The sequence below is a fragment of the Dactylosporangium sp. NPDC049140 genome (genome assembly GCF_040648435.1).
On sequence record NZ_JBEZDS010000001.1, the window covers coordinates 278,344 to 298,037 of the forward strand.

18 protein-coding genes are annotated in these 19,694 nt (G+C 71.4%); 5 read left to right on the forward strand and 13 right to left on the reverse strand.

Translation table 11 applies throughout. The annotated features are described in order from the left end of the window. Positions 1-238 precede the first annotated feature (238 nt). A complete protein-coding gene (locus AB0B76_RS01245) occupies positions 239-748 on the reverse strand; it encodes an ACT domain-containing protein (protein ID WP_360367378.1) in 510 nt (169 codons plus the stop codon). A 16-nt stretch (positions 749-764) separates the two neighbouring features. Between AB0B76_RS01245 and AB0B76_RS01250 the strand changes: the two genes are divergently transcribed. Then, the gene (locus AB0B76_RS01250; RefSeq protein ID WP_360368669.1) at positions 765-1,649 is read left to right on the forward strand and encodes an A/G-specific adenine glycosylase; all 885 of its coding nucleotides are present in this window, start codon (positions 765-767) and stop codon (positions 1,647-1,649) included. A 108-nt stretch (positions 1,650-1,757) separates the two neighbouring features. Beyond that, the gene (locus AB0B76_RS01255; protein ID WP_360367381.1) at positions 1,758-2,660 is read left to right on the forward strand and encodes a polysaccharide deacetylase family protein; all 903 of its coding nucleotides are present in this window, start codon (positions 1,758-1,760) and stop codon (positions 2,658-2,660) included. Between the two features lie 97 nt (positions 2,661-2,757). Here the strand turns inward: AB0B76_RS01255 and AB0B76_RS01260 are convergent, their stop codons facing one another. The 3 genes from AB0B76_RS01260 to AB0B76_RS01270 form a co-directional block, all read right to left on the reverse strand. Further along, positions 2,758-3,582 carry a hypothetical protein gene (locus AB0B76_RS01260; protein WP_360367384.1) on the reverse strand — a complete coding sequence of 275 codons (825 nt, stop codon included), beginning with the start codon at positions 3,580-3,582 and terminating at the stop codon, positions 2,758-2,760. Between the two features lie 181 nt (positions 3,583-3,763). Then, complete coding sequence (locus AB0B76_RS01265; protein ID WP_360367387.1) at positions 3,764-6,301, reverse strand: ATP-dependent Clp protease ATP-binding subunit; 2,538 nt, start codon at positions 6,299-6,301, stop codon at positions 3,764-3,766. A gap of 384 nt (positions 6,302-6,685) precedes the next feature. Beyond that, positions 6,686-7,042 (reverse strand): Lsr2 family protein, encoded by a 357-nt coding sequence (locus tag AB0B76_RS01270; RefSeq protein ID WP_360367390.1) that lies wholly within the window; start codon positions 7,040-7,042, stop codon positions 6,686-6,688. Between the two features lie 302 nt (positions 7,043-7,344). Here AB0B76_RS01270 and AB0B76_RS01275 point away from each other — a divergent pair, with 302 nt between their 5' ends. Continuing rightward, positions 7,345-8,058, forward strand: a complete 714-nt coding sequence (locus tag AB0B76_RS01275; protein WP_360367393.1) for a methyltransferase domain-containing protein — start codon at positions 7,345-7,347, stop codon at positions 8,056-8,058. Here AB0B76_RS01275 and AB0B76_RS01280 read toward each other — a convergent pair. Continuing rightward, the gene (locus tag AB0B76_RS01280; protein WP_360367396.1) at positions 8,055-8,816 is read right to left on the reverse strand and encodes a type III pantothenate kinase; all 762 of its coding nucleotides are present in this window, start codon (positions 8,814-8,816) and stop codon (positions 8,055-8,057) included. The two genes, AB0B76_RS01275 and AB0B76_RS01280, sit on opposite strands and share 4 nt — an antisense overlap. A gap of 44 nt (positions 8,817-8,860) precedes the next feature. Between AB0B76_RS01280 and AB0B76_RS01285 the strand changes: the two genes are divergently transcribed. Further along, complete coding sequence (locus AB0B76_RS01285; RefSeq protein ID WP_360367399.1) at positions 8,861-10,765, forward strand: hypothetical protein; 1,905 nt, start codon at positions 8,861-8,863, stop codon at positions 10,763-10,765. An 8-nt stretch (positions 10,766-10,773) separates the two neighbouring features. Here AB0B76_RS01285 and nadC read toward each other — a convergent pair whose 3' ends face one another. The 8 genes from nadC to AB0B76_RS01325 all read right to left on the reverse strand — a co-directional run bounded on the left by nadC (position 10,774) and on the right by AB0B76_RS01325 (position 18,153). Further along, positions 10,774-11,652 (reverse strand): carboxylating nicotinate-nucleotide diphosphorylase, encoded by an 879-nt coding sequence (gene nadC, locus AB0B76_RS01290; protein ID WP_360367402.1) that lies wholly within the window; start codon positions 11,650-11,652, stop codon positions 10,774-10,776. Positions 11,653-11,692: 40 nt separating this feature from the next. Further along, complete coding sequence (locus AB0B76_RS01295; protein WP_360367405.1) at positions 11,693-13,318, reverse strand: L-aspartate oxidase; 1,626 nt, start codon at positions 13,316-13,318, stop codon at positions 11,693-11,695. Between the two features lie 80 nt (positions 13,319-13,398). Then, positions 13,399-14,268, reverse strand: coding sequence for a septum formation family protein (locus AB0B76_RS01300; protein WP_360367408.1), 870 nt, complete (start codon positions 14,266-14,268; stop codon positions 13,399-13,401). Positions 14,269-14,379: 111 nt separating this feature from the next. Further along, positions 14,380-15,285, reverse strand: a complete 906-nt coding sequence (locus AB0B76_RS01305) for a septum formation family protein (protein WP_360367411.1) — start codon at positions 15,283-15,285, stop codon at positions 14,380-14,382. A gap of 88 nt (positions 15,286-15,373) precedes the next feature. Further along, complete coding sequence (panD, locus tag AB0B76_RS01310) at positions 15,374-15,796, reverse strand: aspartate 1-decarboxylase (protein WP_360367414.1); 423 nt, start codon at positions 15,794-15,796, stop codon at positions 15,374-15,376. Further along, a complete protein-coding gene (panC, locus tag AB0B76_RS01315; RefSeq protein WP_360367417.1) occupies positions 15,793-16,593 on the reverse strand; it encodes a pantoate--beta-alanine ligase in 801 nt (266 codons plus the stop codon). Before panC ends, panD begins: the two co-directional genes overlap by 4 nt. Further along, positions 16,590-17,492, reverse strand: coding sequence for a DUF2520 domain-containing protein (locus tag AB0B76_RS01320; protein WP_360367420.1), 903 nt, complete (start codon positions 17,490-17,492; stop codon positions 16,590-16,592). The genes panC and AB0B76_RS01320 overlap by 4 nt, the downstream gene beginning before the upstream one ends. A 115-nt stretch (positions 17,493-17,607) precedes the next feature. After that, positions 17,608-18,153 carry a TetR/AcrR family transcriptional regulator gene (locus AB0B76_RS01325; RefSeq protein WP_360368672.1) on the reverse strand — a complete coding sequence of 182 codons (546 nt, stop codon included), beginning with the start codon at positions 18,151-18,153 and terminating at the stop codon, positions 17,608-17,610. Between the two features lie 239 nt (positions 18,154-18,392). Between AB0B76_RS01325 and AB0B76_RS01330 the strand changes: the two genes are divergently transcribed. Next, the gene (locus AB0B76_RS01330; protein WP_360367423.1) at positions 18,393-19,685 is read left to right on the forward strand and encodes a D-arabinono-1,4-lactone oxidase; all 1,293 of its coding nucleotides are present in this window, start codon (positions 18,393-18,395) and stop codon (positions 19,683-19,685) included. The last annotated feature ends 9 nt before the right edge of the window (positions 19,686-19,694 follow it).

Genomic DNA, 19,694 nt, shown 5'->3' on the forward strand with positions numbered 1-19,694 from the left:
GCAAGCTCCGGCACCGACGCGACAACACTGATCCCCCGGAGAGCGGCCCCTCCGCTCCGCTCCGGACCACACGCCGCCGCCTCCGCAAGCTCCGGCACCGACGCGACAACACTGATCCCCCGGAGAGCGGCCCCTCCGCTCCGCTCCGGACCACACGCCGCCGCCTCCGCAAGCTCCGGCGCCGACGCGACAACACTGATCCCCCGGAGAGCGGCCCCTCCGCTCCGCTCCGGACCGCTCACAACAGATCCGCGTCGGCCGGGCGCATGGAGACCTCGACGTCGAGCCGCTGCGCCGCGGTGCGCAGGGCGGTGTCGAGCCGCTCGGGGTTGGTGGCGTCGACCTCGGCCACGATGACGTACAGGCTGCCGGAGAGCCGCGTGGTCAGGTCGGTGATGTTGCCCCCGGACTCGGCGACGGCGCGGGCCAGCGTCGCGACGATGCCGAGGCGGTCGGCCCCGTGCAGGGTGATCACGTGGGGGCTGCCGGCGGGCTCGTGGACGGGCTCCTCCTCGACGCTGCGCACGGTCACCAGCAGCGTCCGCTCGGCGGTGAGCGGCTCCAGCGCCGCCTCGATCGCCGCGCCGGTCGTCGGGCCCGCGCACACCAGCGTCATCGCGAAGTGGCCGCGCAGGCGGGTCATGGTCGAGTCGGTGAGGTTGAGGCCGAGGCGGGCCAGAATTTCGGCGACATCGGCGATGATGCCGGGCCGGTCGTGGCCGATCACCGTGACGGCGTACTCGTTCACGGCTATATCCTTGCGTATCGCCAGCCACCGGAGTGCACCGACCGCCATCGCGACCACCCTCACGCGGTGGTACAACGCGAACGCCCGCGACCTCGCCTGGCGCCGCCCCGGCGCGTCCCCGTGGGGCGTGCTCGTCTCCGAGGTCATGCTCCAGCAGACGCAGGTGTCGCGGGTGGAGCCGGCCTGGGAGCGCTGGATGGAGCGCTGGCCCACGCCGGCGCACCTGGCCGCCGACCCGCCCGGCGAGGCCATCCGCGCCTGGGACCGCCTCGGTTACCCGCGCCGCGCGCTGCGGCTGCACGCGTGCGCGACCGCGATCGTGGAGCGGCACGGCGGCGTGGTCCCCGACGACGTGGAGGCGCTCCTCGCGCTGCCCGGCATCGGCGTCTACACGGCCCGGGCGGTGGCCGCGTTCGCGTTCCGGCAGCGCCACCCGGTGGTCGACACCAACGTGCGCCGCGTCGTGGCCCGCGCCGTCGCCGGGACCGCCGACGGCGGCGTGAACACCACGCCGGCCGACCTGCGCGCGGTCGAGGCGCTGCTGCCGGAGGGGCACGAGGCGGCGGCCCGTGCGTCGATCGCGTTCATGGAGCTGGGCGCGCTGATCTGCACGTCGCGTGCCCCGCGCTGCGCCGAGTGCCCCCTGACCGCCATGTGCGCGTGGCGACTGGCCGGTTCCCCGCCGACCGACAGCAAAAAGCCTTCGCAGCGGTACCACGGAACCGATCGCTATGTCCGCGGACTGCTCATGGCCGTGCTGCGGGCCAGCGACGACCCGGTGCCCGCCGAGCGCCTCGACGCCGTGTGGCCCGACGCGGACCAGCGCCGCCGCGCGCTGGAGGGTCTGCTGCTCGACGGGCTGGTGAATCGTCGGGAAGAGACGTACACCCTGCCGGGTTAGGTTGCAGGCTGTCCGGGTGGCGTTATTCACCGGAGCGGACATCCCGCTCGGGTACTTCTTTGAGGGATTTCCATCGCTACTCTCAGGTCTGTGCTTGAACTCGGCAGAATGAGCCGCATCGGGGCGTTGCTCGGTATGATCACCGCGCTGACGCTCGCGGTCGCCGCCTGCGACGACGAGGCCGCCCCCGGCCACTCCCAGGTCAACGGCGCCCCGGCGTCCGCCGCGGCCTCACCCGCGCCCGGCGTCTCGACGTCGCCCGGCGACGACGACGGCGACGAGGACGACCCGCAGTCCTCGGCCACGGCCACCGCGACGGGCAAACCGAACGCCTCGAAGACCACGCAGGCGCCGGCCGGCAGCACCTACGCGGACCGCCTGCCCAAGTTCGGCACGCCCCCGGCCCCGGCGCGCATCGGCCTGCCCGAGGGCGCGGGCGCGCCCTACTTCTCCCGCATCCCGACCGACCAGCCGGTGGCGTTCCTGACCATCGACGACGGCTGGGTGAAGCGCCCGGAGGCCCTGGAGCTGCTGCGCGAGTCCGGCGCCAAGGTCACCCTGTTCCTGACGATCAACGCGATCAAGGACAACCCGGGGTACTTCAAGCAGCTCCGCGACGCCGGCGCCGACATCGAGGCGCACACGCTGACCCACCCGAACCTCAAGGGCAAGTCGTACGACTTCCAGAAGCGCGAGATCTGCGGCTCGGCCGACCAGCTCGCCGGGCTGTACGGCCAGCGCCCGAAGCTGTTCCGCCCGCCGTTCGGCGACAAGGACGCGACGACGCTGAAGGTGGCGCACGACTGCGGCCTGCAGGCCGGGTTCTTCTGGAAGGAGACGGTCGACAAGGGGATCGTCCGCTACCAGGAGGGCCACAGCGTGCAGAAGGGCGACATCATCCTGATGCACTTCCGGGACCGCTTCGTGGACGACTTCATCGCCGCGCTGCAGGCCATCTCGGCCGCGGGCCTGACCCCGGCCCTGCTGACCGACTACCTGCCGGCGACCTGACCGTCAGGCGCCGCCCGAAGCACCTCCGACCGGCCGGCACCTGACCTACACAAAGGCACCTGACCTACACAAAGGCACCTGACCTACACGGCACCGGTCATACGGCCAGCTCGGCGGCGGCCATCCGTTCGACCTCGGCGGCGCTCAGTGGCAGCTCGGCCCGGAGCGCCGCCTTCCACCCCGCCGGCACCGCGAACCATCCGGGCCGCCGCAACAGCCCCTGCGCGAACGGCGCCACCGGAACGAGGTCCCCGGCGACGCCGAGCGGCCCCGGCAGGTACGCCAGCCGCCGCACCAGCTCCCGATCGGCCTCGGCCAGCCCCGCGAGTACCGCGGGAATGAGGAACTCGGCGAGCCCGGCCTCGGCCCGGGCCAGCGCGAGCAGCCGCCTCCGCCGCAGCGGGGCCGGGTGCTGCGCGAGCCAGGCCCCCGCCAGCCCCACCAGCGCCGGCCACCCGTTGGTGAGCAGATGCAGGTCGGGCGCGAGCACGTCCGCGGCCTCGGCGTCGCCGAACGCGGCGGCCAGCACCTGGTACGTCTCGTCCTCGGCGAAACCCAGCTCGCACGACGACAGCCGCACCGCGCCGGGCAGCCCGAGCTCCTCCTGCGCGGCCACGACGACGCCCGGCCGCCCGGCGAGCGTCCGGAGGGCCGGCACATGGCGATCGGTGACCCCGTCGATCGCGAGGACCCCGTCGGCGGGTACGGCCTCGAGCTCCTCGTGAGCGAGGTCGACGAGCGCTCCCCCGCGGGCCGCGACCCACGCGTCCAGCAGCGTGCTCTTCCCGGCCCCGGTGCCCGCGACCAGCACCACCATCCCGTCGGCGGCGTCCAGCCGGGCCATCAGCCCGGGCCGGGCGATGGGCCGCCCCGCACGCCGGACGAACCGTCCGGACTCAAACGGGAACAGCCCCTTACTCACGCCGCGCAACATACCCGCCCGGCCCGGCGGAACTGCCTTCCGAGTCCTTTGTACGACTCATGAACCCGACAAACCGCCAGAAGCGACAACCCGACAGCCACGCTTCAGAAAGGCGACAGGCACAAAAAGGACCGCGCGGCGAAGAATCGCCGCGCGGCCCCCTTGGTGCCTTGGTGCTTCGTCAGGCCGAGGCCTCGTCCGAGCTGCCGCCACCGGCGAGCTCGGCCGGGACGGCGTCGGGCACGTCCGCCGGCTGCTCGGCCCCGCTGAAGACCAGCTTGGACTTCTCGAACTGGGCCGGGTCGCCCTCGCAGTCGATGACGACGATCTGGCCGGGGCGCAGCTCGTTGAAGAGGATGCGCTCGGACAGGGCGTCCTCGATCTCGCGCTGGATCGTGCGGCGCAGCGGCCGCGCGCCCAGCACCGGGTCGTAGCCCTTGTTCGCCAGGAACTTCTTGGCGTTGTCGGTCAGCTCCAGACCCATGTCCTTGTTGCGCAGCTGGGTCTCGATCCGGGCGATCATCAGGTCGACGATGCCGAGGATCTGGTCCTGCATGAGCTGGTGGAAGACGATCGTGTCGTCGATGCGGTTGAGGAACTCCGGGCGGAAGTGCTGCTTCAGCTCGTCGTTGACCTTCTGCTTCATCCGCTCGTAGTTCGACTCGTTGTCCTCCGACGCCTGGAAGCCCAGGGACACGGCCTTGGCCACGTCACGGGTGCCCAGGTTGGTGGTCAGGATGATCACCGTGTTCTTGAAGTCCACGATGCGGCCCTGACCGTCGGTGAGCCGGCCGTCCTCCAGGATCTGCAGGAGGGTGTTGAACACGTCCGGGTGGGCCTTCTCGATCTCGTCGAAGAGGACCACCGAGAACGGACGCCGGCGGACCTTCTCGGTCAGCTGGCCGCCCTCGTCGTAGCCCACGTATCCGGGGGGCGCACCGACGAGGCGGGACACCGTGTACCGGTCGTGGAACTCGGACATGTCGAGCTGGATGAGCGCGTCCTCGGAGCCGAAGAGGAACTCGGCGAGCGCCTTGGAGAGCTCGGTCTTACCCACGCCGGACGGGCCGGCGAAGATGAACGAGCCCGAGGGGCGCTTCGGGTCCTTCAGGCCGGCCCGGGTACGCCGGATCGCCTTCGAGACCGCGCGGACCGCGTCCTCCTGGCCGACGAGGCGCTTGTGCAGCTCGTCCTCCATGCGGAGCAGCCGGGCCGTCTCCTCCTCGGTCAGCTTGTAGACCGGGATGCCGGTCCAGTTCGCCAGGACCTCGGCGATCTGCTCGTCGTCGACCTCGGACACGACGTCGAGGTCGCCGGCCTTCCACTCCTTCTCCCGCTGCGCCTTCTGGCCCAGCAGCTGCTTCTCCTTGTCGCGCAGCTGCGCGGCGCGCTCGAAGTCCTGCGCGTCGATCGCGGACTCCTTGTCGCGGCGGACCTGGGCGATCCGCTCGTCGAAGTCGCGCAGGTCTGGCGGAGCGGTCATCCGGCGGATGCGCATCCGGGCCCCGGCCTCGTCGATCAGGTCGATCGCCTTGTCCGGCAGGAAGCGGTCGGAGATGTAGCGGTCGGCGAGGGTCGCCGCGGCCACCAGGGCGGCGTCGGTGATCGTCACCCGGTGGTGCGCCTCGTAGCGGTCCCGCAGGCCCTTGAGGATCTCGATGGTGTGCGCCAGCGACGGCTCGCCCACCTGGATCGGCTGGAAGCGCCGCTCGAGGGCGGCGTCCTTCTCGAGGTGCTTGCGGTACTCGTCCAGCGTGGTCGCGCCGATGGTCTGCAGCTCGCCACGGGCCAGCATCGGCTTGAGGATGCTCGCCGCGTCGATCGCGCCCTCGGCCGCACCCGCGCCGACGAGGGTGTGGATCTCGTCGATGAACAGGATGATGTCGCCGCGCGTGCGGATCTCCTTGAGCACCTTCTTGAGGCGCTCCTCGAAGTCACCGCGGTAGCGGGAGCCGGCGACCAGCGCGCCCAGGTCGAGCGTGTAGAGCTGCTTGTCCTTGAGGGTCTCGGGCACCTCGCCCTTGACGATCCGCTGGGACAGCCCCTCGACCACGGCGGTCTTGCCGACGCCGGGCTCGCCGATGAGAACGGGGTTGTTCTTGGTGCGGCGGGACAGCACCTGCATGACCCGCTCGATTTCCTTCTCCCGGCCGATGACGGGGTCGAGCTTGCCCTCGCGCGCGGCCTGGGTGAGGTTGCGACCGAACTGGTCGAGCACCAGGCTCGTGGACGGGGCCGCCTCGCCCGGGGCGCCGGTGCCGGCCGCGGCCGGCTCCTTGCCCTGGTAGCCGGAGAGCAGCTGGATGACCTGCTGGCGGACCCGGTTGAGGTCGGCGCCCAGCTTCACCAGCACCTGGGCCGCGACGCCCTCACCCTCTCGGATCAGGCCGAGGAGGATGTGCTCAGTGCCGATGTAGTTGTGCCCGAGCTGTAGCGCCTCCCGCAACGACAGCTCCAGCACCTTCTTGGCGCGTGGCGTGAACGGGATGTGCCCGCTCGGCGCCTGCTGGCCCTGGCCGATGATCTCCTCGACCTGCTGGCGGACACCCTCCAGCGAGATGCCGAGGCTCTCGAGCGCCTTGGCCGCCACGCCCTCACCCTCGTGGATGAGGCCGAGCAGGATGTGCTCGGTGCCGATGTAGTTGTGGTTGAGCATCCGGGCCTCTTCCTGCGCCAGGACGACAACCCTTCGTGCTCGGTCGGTGAACCGCTCGAACATCCCTGCTCCTCACGTGCCGTGTCCGTCGCCGCCGCTCCTGCGCGGAACCCCTGTCGTGTCGGGGTCGCCACGCCAAAGCTCTGTCGGACGCCAACGTGACCGTGCCATCACTCTATCGCCGCGGGCCGACACATTGCGGGGTGTGCGGCGTTGCCGCACCCCGCAATCGGTCGCCGGAACCCCCGGTCCGTCCCTGCCTACCCTCCGGGAACCACGTGTACCCGGCGCTTTCGCCCAACGTTGACACCCGGGCGCCTGTTCCTGCACCCCGGCTCGTACGCCAAGAGCGAAATCGGGTCCTTGAACACACAACACCCACCGTAACTGAACCGCTACGGTGGGTGTCTGGAGTGCCTGGAATCGTACAGGGCGCAACAAAGCGCGCTATCGGCCCGCTTCAGCGTTAAAACGGTCGACGATTTCCTGCTTGATACGGCCCCGGTCGGACACCTTGATGCCCTTGTTCTGGGCCCATTCCCGAATCGCCTTGTTCTGCTCGCGATCCGCTGCGGCACCGCCCCGGCCGCGGGCGCTGGCGGCACGCCCCCCGACCACCACGCCACCCCGGCCGACCTTGGTCGCGGCCGACAGGAAGGGGCCGAACGCATCGCGCAGCTTCGTTGCGTTCTTCTTGGACAGGTCGATCTCGTACTGCACGCCGTCGAGCGCGAACTTCACCGTCTCATCGGCTTCTCCGCCGTCGAGGTCGTCGACCAGCACGTGGATGGTCCGCTTGGCCACTGTCGTATTCCCTTCGAGGAAGCCCGCCCCGCGTTGTGCGAATGCAAAGATAACGTAGTAAGGCCGCCTTGCGTCAACGGTACGCCGAAACTCATCGCCCGCGCCAAGGCCAAAGGGATCGTTTCACTGACGCAAAGGGCGGCGGATTCGCCCGGGGCGATGTCCGAGGTCGGACCGGAGATGAGCGGGCCCGCGACGGGTTCAGGAATAGCTCATGAGCAATGTGCAACGTACAGATCCGTGTTGAGCGCATTGCTATGTGTGACGAGCCCTAGAATGACCGACGGCGTACGGTTGGCGGCGTGGACTTGAGCAAACACGCGTCATCGTTCGGGGCGGCCGCCGACCTCTACGACCGAATCCGGCCGCGCTATCCCCTCGAGGCCCTGCGCTGGGCCCTCGGCGACGCCCCCCGCGAGATTGTCGACCTGGGGGCGGGCACCGGCATTCTGACCCGTCAGCTGCGCGAACTCGGGCACCGCGTCATCGCCGTGGAACCGGACGACGAAATGCGCCGCCAGATCGACGGCGACGCCCGCGCCGGCCGCGCGACAGCCATTCCCGTCGAGGCGGAAAGCCAGGACGCCGTCTCCGCCGGGCAGGCCTATCACTGGTTCGCCGGCGAGCCCGCGCACACCGAGATCGCGCGGGTGCTCAAGCCGGGCGGCTGGTTCATCCCCATCTGGAACGTCCGCGACGAGTCCGTGCCCTGGGTGGCCGAGCTGTCCGAGGTCTTCGACGGCCACCGGGCCCGCTCGGCGGTCGACGAGCGCGAGCTGACCCCGGACCAGTTCGGGCCCCTGTTCGGTACCGCCGAGCTCGAACTCTTCCGCTGGAGCACGACGCACACGGCGGACTCCCTGGTCGAGCTGATCAGGTCCCGCTCCTACTACCTCGTCTCCGACGCGGAGAGCCGGGTGGTCCTCGAACACAGGGTCCGTGAACTGGTCGCCGGAAAAGACGAGCCCTTCGAGCTGCCGTACGTCACGTACACGTACCGCGCGAAAAAGCTCTAGGTGTTCCGCTCGAAGATCAGGCGGAGGCCGATCAGCGTGAGCATCGGCTCGTGATGGGTGACGCTCTGGCACTCCCCGATCACGATGGGAGCGAGGCCGCCGGTCGCGACCACGGCCTTGATCTCCCCGCCGAGCTCCGCGGTCACCCCGCGCACGACCCCGTCGACCTGCCCGGCGAACCCGTAGACCACGCCCGACTGCAGGCACTCGACGGTGTTCTTGCCGATCACCCGCGGCGGCTTGACGAGCTCGACCTTGCGCAGCTGGGCCGCGCGGTCGGCGAGCGCGTCGACCGAGATCTCGATCCCCGGGGCGAGCACTCCGCCCAGGAACTCGCCCCGGGCCGACACCACGTCGAAGTTGGTCGAGGTGCCGAAGTCCACCACGATCGAGGGGCCGCCGAAGAGCGTGTACGCCGCCAGGGTGTTCGCCACCCGGTCGGTGCCGACCTCTTTCGGGTTGTCGATGGCCAGCTGGACGCCGGTCCGGACCCCGGGCTCCACGATCACGGTGGGCACATTGCCGTAGTACCGCTGCAGCATCGTGCGCAGCGAGCGCAGGGCCGCGGGCACGGTCGAGCACGCCGCGATGCCGGTCAGGGACACCGCGTCGGTGGCCAGCAGGCCCCGGTAGAGCAGGCCGAGCTCGTCCGCGGTGGCGCGGGCGTCGGTCTTGATCCGCCACGAGTGGACGATCTTCTCGCCCTCGAAGGTGGCGAGCACCGTGTTGGTGTTCCCGATGTCGATGCACAGCAGCACCCCGGAAGCCTAACCAACGGCCGTTCAATTACGATCGCGTGCCAATGACCCTCAACGCCCGCGTGCTGCTCGCGCTCCTGCCGGCGCTCACGCTGGCGTTCGCGGCCGTCGCGCTGCGCCCCCGCGCCGAGGCCGACCGGCGCCTGGCGGTCATCCGCGCGGCGATCGCCGTCGCGGCCGGCGCGGTGCTCTGCGCCGAGCTGTTCTCGCTGCTGCACTGGATTTCGCCGGTACCTTTCCTGCTCGCCTGGCTCGCCGCCACCCTCGGCACCGGGTGGCTGGCCTGGCGCTCGGTGGAGCACCGGCCCGGCCGGCCGAGGCTGCGGAACCCGGGCCCCGTCGTGCTGAGCATCCAGGTCGTCGTCGGGCTGCTCGTCGCCAGCGAGCTGGTGCTGGCCGTCGCGAGCTCGCCGAACAACTTCGACTCGAACAGCTACCACCTGGCCAAGATCGAGCACTGGGTCGCCGACGGCAGCCTCGGCAACTTCGCCACCACGCAGGCCCAGCAGATCATCCTGGTCCCCGGGGCCGAGCTGCTCCTGCTCCACCTGCGCCTGCTCACCGGCGGCGACGCGCCGTTCAACCTGCTGCAGTGGGCCGCCGGGCTGCTCGGCGCCCTGGCCGTGGCCCGCTGCGCCGGGCAGCTCGGGGCCGGGCGGGCCGGGCAGTGGCTGGCCGCGGCCGTGTTCCTCACCGCCCCCGCGGTCGCCCTGGAGTCCACCAGCACCCAGAACGACCTCGTCGTCACCGCCTGGGTCGCCTGCGCCGCGACGCTCGCCCTGGAGGCCCGCCGCGCGCCCGCCACCTGGTCGCAGATCCTCGCGCTGGCCGGCACCGCGGGGCTGGTCACAGTGACGAAGTCGACCGGCCTCATGGCCCTGCTGCCGGTCCTCGTCTACTGGGGCGTCGCCCAACTGCGGCAGAAAAGCTTCAAGCCGGTGTTGTACGCGCTGTGCTCCGTCGGCCTCGCCGTCGCCGCCCTGGCCGGCCCGTCGCTGCTGCGGGTGCAGGAGGCGTTCGGCTCCCCGTTCGGCCCGCCCGGGTACCGCGAGGCGCTCTCCACCACCCGCCACGACCCGCCCGCGATCCTCGTCAACGGCCTGCGGCTGGGCGCCTCGACGCTGCTGAGCCCGGTGGAGGCGGTCAACGAGGCGATCGGCGCCTCGGTCGTCCGCGTCGCCGGCGCGGTCGGCGTGGACCCGAACGACCCGGGCATCACGCAGTGGCGCAGCGTCTTCCCCGGCGACCGGTGGAAGCCCGACGAGGACCGCTCCCCGTACCCCGTGCAGTCCGCGCTCGTGCTGCTCGGCACCGTCGTCGGCCTGTGCGTGCGGCGCACCCGCGGCTACGCGCTGGTCGTCCTGGGCGCGCTGCTCACCACGGCGGCGATCGTGAAGTGGCAGTACTGGGGCAACCGCCTGATCCTGCCCGGCTTCGCGGTGGCGGCCCCGCTGGCCGGCTTCGCCCTGGAGCGGGCCCTGCGGGTCGAGCGGGCCGCGGTCCGGTGGGCCCTCAGCGCCCTGATGGCGGTCGTCCTGCTGGCCGGAGCGGCGCACGGGTACGTCGCGGTGTACTACGGCCAGCCCCGCCGGCTCGTGGGCCAGGGCTCGGTGTTCACGCTGGACGACTGGCAGGAGCGCTTCGCTCGGATGCCGGACCAGGCGGCGAGCTACCGCACGGCGATCGACCAGGTGCGCGCCAGCGGGGCCCGGCGCGTGGGGCTCGTGCTGGACGGGGACCTGTGGGAGTACCCCCTCCAGATCGAACTGCGGGACCGTCAGCTCGTCGAGCTCGAGTCCCAGGTGCCCGGGCACCCGCCCGCGAGTGTCACGTCGGTCGATGCGGTCGTGTGCATCGGCGATCCCGACCACTGCCGCCGGATCGTCCCGGCGAACTGGCGGTACAACCGCATCGACCCCTTGGTGACGACGGCCTTCCCGCCCGCTTAGGCCCTGTCCTAGTGCAGGCGCAGGTCCATGGCGATGTCGAGGATCGGCGAGGAGTGCGTCAGGCCGCCGACGGAGAGGTAGTCGACGCCCGTGGCCGCGTACTCGGCCGCCGTGGCCAGGGTCAGGTTCCCGGTCGCCTCGAGCTCGGCGCGGCCGCCGACCGCGCTGACGACCTCCCGCAGCGTCTCCGGCCGCATGTTGTCCAGCAGCAGGAACGTCGCGCCGGCGGTGACCGCCTCGACGGCCTCGCCGACGGTGGTCACCTCGACCTGCACCGGCACGTCCGGGAACGCGGCGCGCACCCGCTCGTACGCGGCCGTGATCCCGCCCGCGGCCAGCTTGTGGTTGTCCTTGATCATGGCGACGTCGTAGAGGCCCATGCGCTTGTTGGTGCCGCCGCCCGCCCGGACCGCGTACTTCTCGAGGATGCGCAGGCCCGGAGTGGTCTTGCGGGTGTCGAGCACGAGCGCCTCGGTGCCCTCCAGCAGGTCCGCCCAGCGGCGGGTGTGGGTGGCGACGCCCGACATCCGGCAGAGCAGGTTCAGCGCGGAGCGCTCGGCGGTGAGCAGGCCCCGGGTCGGCCCGTGGATGGTGGCCAGCACGTCGCCGCGAACGACCCGCTCGCCGTCGCGCTTCTTCACCTCCGCGGTGCTGCTGCCGGAGGCGGCCTCGAACACCGCGACGGCGACCCAGATGCCGGCGACGACCCCGTCCGCGCGGGCCACGATGTCCGCGTCGTCGGTCTGGTCCGCGGGGATGGTGGCCACGCTGGTGACGTCGAGCCGGTCCGGCCCGAGGTCCTCGGTCAGGGTGCGCTGGACGATCTCCTCGACCACCGCGGGGTCGAGTCCTACCTTGCGCAGCTCGGCCTCGGTTTGAAGCCTCACAGGACACTCCTCAGCGCCTCGGTGCGGTTACAGTCGGTGTTCACGCGTCCTCCCAGGTTTCCGTGAGGGCGCCGGCGTCGTCGAGGGCGGCGAGGAAGTGCCCCCGGTACACGTCGCTGGCGTCGGGAAAGTCCTCGCGCCAGTGGCAGCCGCGGGTCTCCTGCCGCTGCGTTGCGGCCGCGACCAGGGCACTGGCGACGGTCAGCAGGTTGCTCGCCTCCCAGGCGGCCACGTTCGCGGCGGCCCGGTCGAGCGAGAGCTTCGTGAGCGCCTGCGCGGCCTGCTCCAGCGAGTCGGCGCTGCGCAGCACCGAGGCGTACGCGGACATCGCGGCCTGCAGGTGCGGGCGGATGGCGGGGTCGGCGGACCAGGCGGGGCGGTCCACCACGACCGGGTCGGCCTGCTCGGGCAGGTCGCGGGCGATGTCCTCGGCGATGCGGCGGGAGAAGACCAGCCCCTCCAGCAGCGAGTTGGACGCCAGGCGGTTGGCGCCGTGCACGCCGGTGCAGGCGACCTCGCCGCACGCGTACAGGCCGGGAATCGAGGTGCGGCCGCGCAGGTCGGTGCGCACCCCGCCGGAGGCGTAGTGGGCCGCGGGCGAGACCGGGATCAGGTCGGCGGCGGGGTCGACGCCGGCCGCGCGGCAGGAGGCGACGATGGTGGGGAAGCGCGCCTCGAGGAACTCGCGGCCCAGGTGGCGGGCGTCGAGCCAGACGTTGTTCGTGCCCTCGGCCCGCATGACCCGGTAGATGCCCTTGGCGACCACGTCGCGCGGGGCCAGCTCGGCGAGGTCGTGCCGGCCGACCATGAAGCGGTTGCCGTCGCCGTCGCGCAGGTAGGCGCCCTCGCCCCGCAGCGCCTCGCTGACCAGCGGCTGCTGCGAGTCGCGGCTGCCCAGTGCCAGCGCGGTCGGGTGGAACTGCACGAACTCCAGGTCGGTGACCCGCGCCCCGGCCCGCAGCGCGAGCGCGACGCCGTCGCCGGTGGAGACGATCGGGTTGGTGGTGGCGGCGAAGATCTGGCCCATGCCGCCGGTGGCGAGCACGACCGCGCGCGCGTGGACCGCGCCGACACCGTCCTCGGCGCCCTCGCCGAGCACGTGCAGGGTCACCCCGGCGGCCCGCCCACTCGCGTCGGTGAGCAGGTCGAGCACGAGCGCGTGCTCGATGAGCCGGATCCAGGGGTCCCGGTGTACCGCCGCGTGCAGCGCCCGCTGCACCTCGGCCCCGGTGGCGTCCCCGCCGGCGTGGATGATCCGGTTGGCGTGGTGCCCGCCCTCGCGGGTCAGCATGAGCGAGCCGTCGTTGTGACGGTCGAACTCGGCGCCCCAGCGGATCAGCTCGCGGACCCGGGTCGGCCCCTCCCGCACCAGCACGTCCACGGCCTCCGGGTCGCACAGCCCGACCCCGGCCACGAGCGTGTCCTGAGCGTGCGCCTCGGGCGTGTCGAGCGGATCGAGCACCGCCGCGATCCCGCCCTGCGCCCACCGGGTCGACCCGTCATCAATGTTGACCTTGGTGACGACGGTGACGTGGAGCCCCGCCTCGCGCAGGTGCAGCGCGGCGGTCAGCCCCGCGACCCCGGACCCGATGACGACAACGTCGGTCGGCTCCGCCCAGCCGGGCGGTGGCCCCGCGAGGCGGCGCGGGACGGTCGGCCCGTTCATGCCTGCTGTCATCACTACAGTCAACATCACGCACCCGTTCGGCGGGTGGTGATGTCCGTCGCCCTCCCGTAACGCCCCGTTCAGGCCAGCGGGAGCGGTGCGGAGCCGAGATTGTGCACCGACGACTTCAGGGGCTTGGCGCTCATCAGGTAGCAGGTGAACGCCTGGTCGCTGCCGAGCCACTCGTTCGCCGTCTTCGGCCCGACGGAGCCGGCGCTGAGGTCGGCACGGCCCCCGTCGGCCGGGAGACCGAGGTAGCCCAGGCCCACCGACGTGCACCCCTTGGCCGTGGCCGACTGGACGGCCGCCTCGTCGAACGGGGCCTCGGGCGGGGTGATGGTGTAGACGCCCGAGTATTCACCGTCGTGCGGGTCGGAGCACTGGACGTACGACAACCGGTTCTGGTCCTTTTTGACGCAGGCGATGGCGAGCGCCGAATCCTGGGCGAGGGCCCCCTTGAGCGAGCCGGAGCGCGGCGCGAACTCGTCCCCGGTCGGCCCGGTCACCTGGGCGAGCCCACACCCGAAGAACCCGTCGGTCGCGGGCTTGATCCACGCCGCCACGATCTGCAGGCGCGCCTCATGCCAGCCGCCGGAGAGGAACAGCGGCCCCTCGACGAGACAGGCGCGCCGCGCCTGGGCGTAGAGCAGTGCCTGGGTGACCTTGACGTCGTCGCCCTTGGCATCATCGAGACGGTGGAGCAGGTCCTTGCCAACCTGCCCGACGTGGAACAGTTCGACGGTGTGCATGCCGGCACAGTCGACGGGCGCCCCGTCCCAGGGCAGCGCGGCCTTGGCCCCGTTGGCGTCAACCTTGTAGCAGGTCCCGGCCTTGGGCGCCCCGGCCGGCGGCGAGCCGGGGATGTCCCGCCCTTGCCCGCGCTCGTACATCCAGTAGAGCCCGCCACCGATGAGCGCCACAACCACGACAATGAGGGCGACCCGCTTCATGAGGAAGCAGTCTGCGTTACCCACCGGTAACTGTCCAGCTCGCACAGATGAAAAGCGACGCCCCGGGCGGCCGAGCCGGCCCGGGGCGTCGAAAGCGGTGTCGCCGCAGCGTCAGAGCGTGCCGCTACCGAGGTTCTTGATGGACTTCGTGACCGTCTTCTTGTCGAAGAGCATCGCGTAGCAACGGGCCGAGCGGTTGCCCCGGTTCCAGCTCTCCTCGTCGACCATCCAGAAGCCGATGCCGACCTGCTGGTGGTTGGTCAGCTGCGACGCCGACATGCCGAGGTACTTCGCGCCCAGTGCCTCGCAGCCCGGGCGCATCGCGGTCTTGCGCTCGTCCGAGTTCGACGGGAAGGGGCGGTCGGTCGAGCTGTACGTGCCGACGTACTCCATGTTGTGCGTCGCCGTGCACGAGGCCGGCGTGTAGTCCAGCCACGTCTTGCCGTCGGTGTCGTACACCTCCATGGCGCACGTCAGCGCCAGCGCCTTGTCCCCGCTCAGGGTGCCCTTGAGGCTGCCCGAGCGCGAGACCGGCTTGTCGCCGTCGCTTACCACCTCGGCCAGGTCGCAGCGCAGGTAGCGCGCGCCCGCCGACCACTGGGTCGAGGACGGGACCAGCACGATGAGCTCGAGGCGGCCGTCGTGGAAGTCGCCGCCGAGGAACTTCTCGGCCTCGGTGTTGCACTTGGCCCAGCCGTCCTTGAGCGCCTCGCCCTTGGGCGGGGTCGTGCCGCTCGCGGCCGTGCCGGTGAGGTCGCCGACGTAGAAGGTCTCGCTCGCGTGCGAGGACGAGCACGAGTCCACCGGCTTGAAGGAGAACTGCGTCGTCGTGTCGGTGGCGAAGAAGTCGACGGACGTCGAGTAGCACGCCCCGGATGGCGGCGGCGGGATCTTGGGCGTGGCCAGCATCGCCCAGTCGTCGGTCAGGTCCTTGTCGGTGCCGGCCGGCGTGCCGCAGCCCGCCAACACGGCCAGGGCCATCACCGGCACCAGCGCCGCGATCAGCTTGCGCGCCATCCTCGTCTGTCCCTCCCCCGGGCTTCGGCAGATGCCACGGCAGTCTGCCCAACCTTAGACGGGGTTGGCAACAGGTCGATAAACGCTGTCAAGAGCGGACGAGGTCTCCCCGGACGGGAGAACCCGCCATTCCGGGCACGGCGTCGGCGGGATCGTGACCGAGCTCGAGCACGCGGTTGTCGGCGTCGACGTGGACGATCCGCGGCCGGTAGGTGCGGGCCGTCGCGTCGTCGAGTTGGGCGTACGAGATCAGGATGACCAGATCACCCGGGTGCACGAGGTGCGCCGCGGCGCCGTTGATGCCGATGACGCCCGAGCCGCGCGGGCCCGCGATGACGTACGTCTCCAGCCGCGCCCCGTTCGTGACGTCCACGATCGCGACCTGCTCGCCCGCGAGCAGATCCGCCGCGTCCATCAGATCCTCGTCCACTGTCACGGATCCGACATAGTGCAGATCGGCCTGCGTGACGGTGGCCCGGTGAATCTTGGACTTCAGCATCGTGCGGATCACAGCTCGGCTCCCAGGTTGTCGATCAGTCGGGTGCCGCCCACCCAGGCGGCGGTCAGGGCGCGGGCCGGCCCGTGCGCCGGGGCGGGCCCGAGCATCGGGTCGGTGAGCACCAGGTAGTCGAGCTTGACCTCGGGCACCGCGGCGAACTCGGCCAGCCCGGCCTCCACCGAGCCCGCGGCCGCCGTCGCGGCCAGCGCCCGGTGCAGCACCAGCGCGGCCTCCCGCTCGGCCGGCGCCAGGTACCGGTTGCGGCTGGACAGCGCCAGCCCGTCGGCCTCGCGCACGGTCGGCACCCCGCGGACCTCGATCGGCAGGTCGAAGTCGCGGGCCATCGCCCGGATCAGCGTGAGCTGCTGGTAGTCCTTCTCGCCGAAGTACGCCCGGTCGGGCCGGGTGAGCTGGAACAGCTTGTTGACCACGGTGAGCACCCCGTGGAAGAAGCCCGGCCGGCTCGCGCCCTCCAGGACGTTGCCGAGCGGGCCGGGGTCGACGCGGACGGCCGGCTCGCCCTGCGGGTACATCACCTCGCGCGTCGGGGCGAATACCAGGTCCACGCCCTCGGCGCGGGCCACCTCGAGGTCCGCCTCCATGGTCCGCGGGTACCGGTCGAAGTCCTCGTTCGGCCCGAACTGCAGCGGGTTCACGAAGATGGTGAGCAGCACCGACCTCGCCTCGGCGCGCGCCTGCCGGATGAGCGTGGCGTGCCCCTCGTGCAGGGCGCCCATCGTCATCACGACGGCGACGTCGCCCGGCAGCGAGGCGTCACGCAGCGACGCCCGATCGGAGACGACCCTCATGCGATCCGCTCCTTCGAAGAGGCGTCGGCGAGCACGTCGAGCAGTGGGGCGGCGTCCTGCGGGCGCAGGCGACCCGCGGCGATGACCCGGTCGGCGGTCCGGCGGGCCAGCGCGAGATAGGGCGGTACCGAACCCGGAGCGACGGCATCGAGGGCCCGCAGGTGCTTGCGGACGGTGCCGGCGTCCCCTCGCGAGACCGGACCGGTGATCGCGGCGTCGCCGAGCCGGAGCGTGTTGTCCAGAGCGGCCCCCAGCAGCGGGGCCAGCACGCGCTCGGGCTGGTGCACGCCCGCGTCGCGCAGCCGGTCCATCGCCTCGGCCACGAGGGTGGCGAGGTGGTTCGCGCCGTGGGCGAGCGCGGCGTGGTACAGCGGCCGCCGCTCCTCCTCGATCCACTCGATGACGCCGTGCAGGTCGCGGACCAGCCCCTCGGCGAACGCGCGCAGTTCCTCGGGGGCGGTGACGCCGAAGGAGATGCCGGCCGCGAGGCGGTCGAGGTCGGCCTCGGTGCCGGTGAAGGTCATGGCCGGGTGCAGCGCGAGCGGGAACGCGCCGGCCGCCGCTCCAGGTGCGAGCACGGCCAGGCCGTGGGCGCCGGAGGTGTGGGCGACGATCTGGCCCGGCCGCAGGGCGCCGGTCTCGGCGAGGCCGGTGACCAGGGCGGCGAGGGCGTCGTCGGGGACCGCCAGGATGACGAGGTCCGCGGCGGCGGTCACCTCGTCGGCGGGAACCAGGCGCGCGTGCGGCAGCAGGGCCTGGGCGCGGGACTTGGAGGCGGCCGAGACGGCCACGGCGGCGACCACGGTGTGTCCGGCGCGCTCGAGCGCGGCGCCGAGCACCGCCCCGACCCGTCCGGCGCCGATGACGCCGATGTTTCTGCTGGTGACAGCGTTGTGCATGCGATCGATCCAGTCCTCGTGGTGCGGTACCGGTCGATCAGAAGTATGCGTCGCAGTGGGCAAAGCGGACAGTTGTTGTGGGATTCTCAACAGCCCGCCTTGCCCGCGTGGAACATTAGAGCCGGTGGTGCAGATACTCCCTGATCAGTGCCTTCGCCTCGCCCAGCACGACCGGGTCACCGTCGGTGGACCGGCGGAACGCGAGCTTGATGAGCGCGTCCGCGGCCTCGACCGCGATCGCCAGCACGAACTGCAGCCGCTTGGCGTCGAGGATGCCGAAGCGCTCGATGAGCAGGCCCGACAGCTGCGAGACGATGACGTCGTTGTTGTCCCGCTCGTCGTCGAGCAGGTGAATGTCCACGACGTCACCGAAGTGCAGCGTGCGGAAGCCCGGCACGGTGCGGTGCATGTCGATGTACTCGTCGATGGCCGCGTCCACCGCGTCCCACCAGTGCGCAATGCCCTCGTCGGCCAGCCGGGCGCCGAGGCGCTCCAGGTAACCCTCGAGGCTGCGCAGTGTCAGGGCCTGCACGATGGCCCGCTTGTCCGGGAAGAACTGGTAGACCGAGCCGATCGCCACCCCCGCCCGTTCCGCCAGGAGCGTCGTGGTGAGTCCGTCGTACCCCACCTCGTCGACCAGCTCGGCGCAGGCGTCGAGCATCCGCCCGACCCGCGCCACGCTGCGCCCCTGCACCGGAACCCGGCGCAACGGCTTCGTCCCGGCGCCGGCCACTGTCTGCGTCGCCACCCGGTCTGCCCCCTCTGCCTCGTCGGGCCTGGCCGATAGCCAAGTTGCCCGCCTTTGAAACCTACTCACGTCAACGACCGGGCACGATCGATGGATAGGGCATTTCACCCTTGTGATTGACGGAGGGCATACATGAAGGGTACTCAGGTTTCGTGACTTCTCCGTGGTCCAACTGGGCCGGCAACCACACCGCGACCCCCGCCCGGGTCGCCCACCCGGCCAGCGCCTCTGAGCTGGGCGAATGCCTCCGCGCGGCGGCTTCGGAGGGGCTTGCGGTCAAGGCCGTCGGCAGCGGCCACAGCTTCACGCCGGCGGCGCTGACCGACGGCGTTCGGGTCGAACTGGACCGGATGGCGTCCCTCGTCCGGGTGGACGGAAATCTCGTCACGGTCCAGGCGGGCATGAAGCTTTCCTCGCTCAACGCCACCCTGGCCGCCAACGGGCTGGCGATGCCCAACCTCGGCGACATCGACGCGCAGACGATCTCGGGCGCGCTGTCGACGGGCACGCACGGCACCGGGGCCGGGTACGGCTGCCTGTCCACGTTCATCGAGGCGCTCACCCTGGTCACCGCCGACGGCGCGGAGCTGTCGTGCTCGGCGACGCAGAACCCGGACCTCTTCGCCGCGGCGCGGGTCAACATCGGCGCGCTGGGCGTGCTCAGCACCGTGACCCTGCGCTGCGTGCCGGCGTTCACGCTGCGGGCCGACGAGCGCCCGGCGAGCCTGAACGACGTCTGGTCGGGCCTCGACGAGCACGTCGGCACCAACGAGCACTTCGAGTTCTACTGGTTCCCGTACACCGACCGCGTGCAGATGAAGCGCAACAACACCGTGCCGGCCGCTGACGCGCCGCTGCCCGGCTGGCGCCGGTGGCTCGACGACGACTTCCTCTCCAACACGGTCTTCGGCGCCGCGTGCCGTCTCGGTCGCGCCATTCCGGCGACGGTACCGACGGTCAGCCGCGTCTCCGCGCGAGCGCTCTCGGCGCGCACGTACACCGCGAGCTCCCACGAGGTCTTCTGCACCCCGCGCCGGGTCCGGTTCGTCGAGATGGAGTACGGGCTGCCCCGCGCCGCCCTGCGGGAGGCCTTCGACGGGCTGCGGAAGATCGTCGACGGGCTGCCATACAAGATCCAGTTCCCGGTGGAGGTGCGCTTCACGGCGGCCGACGACATCTGGCTGTCGCACGGCTACGGGCGCGACAACGCCTACGTCGCCATCCACCAGTACGTGGGCGCGCCCTACGAGGAGTACTTCCGCCGCTTCGAGGAGGTCACCACGCCCCTGGGCGGCCGGCCGCACTGGGGCAAGATGAACTTCCGCACGGCGGATTCGCTGGCGCAGGCCTACCCGCGCTTCGCCGACTTCACCGCGCTGCGCGACAAGCTGGACCCGAACCGCGTATTCGCGAACGTCTACACGGAACGGGTCCTCGGGGCTTAGGCCCCTGTC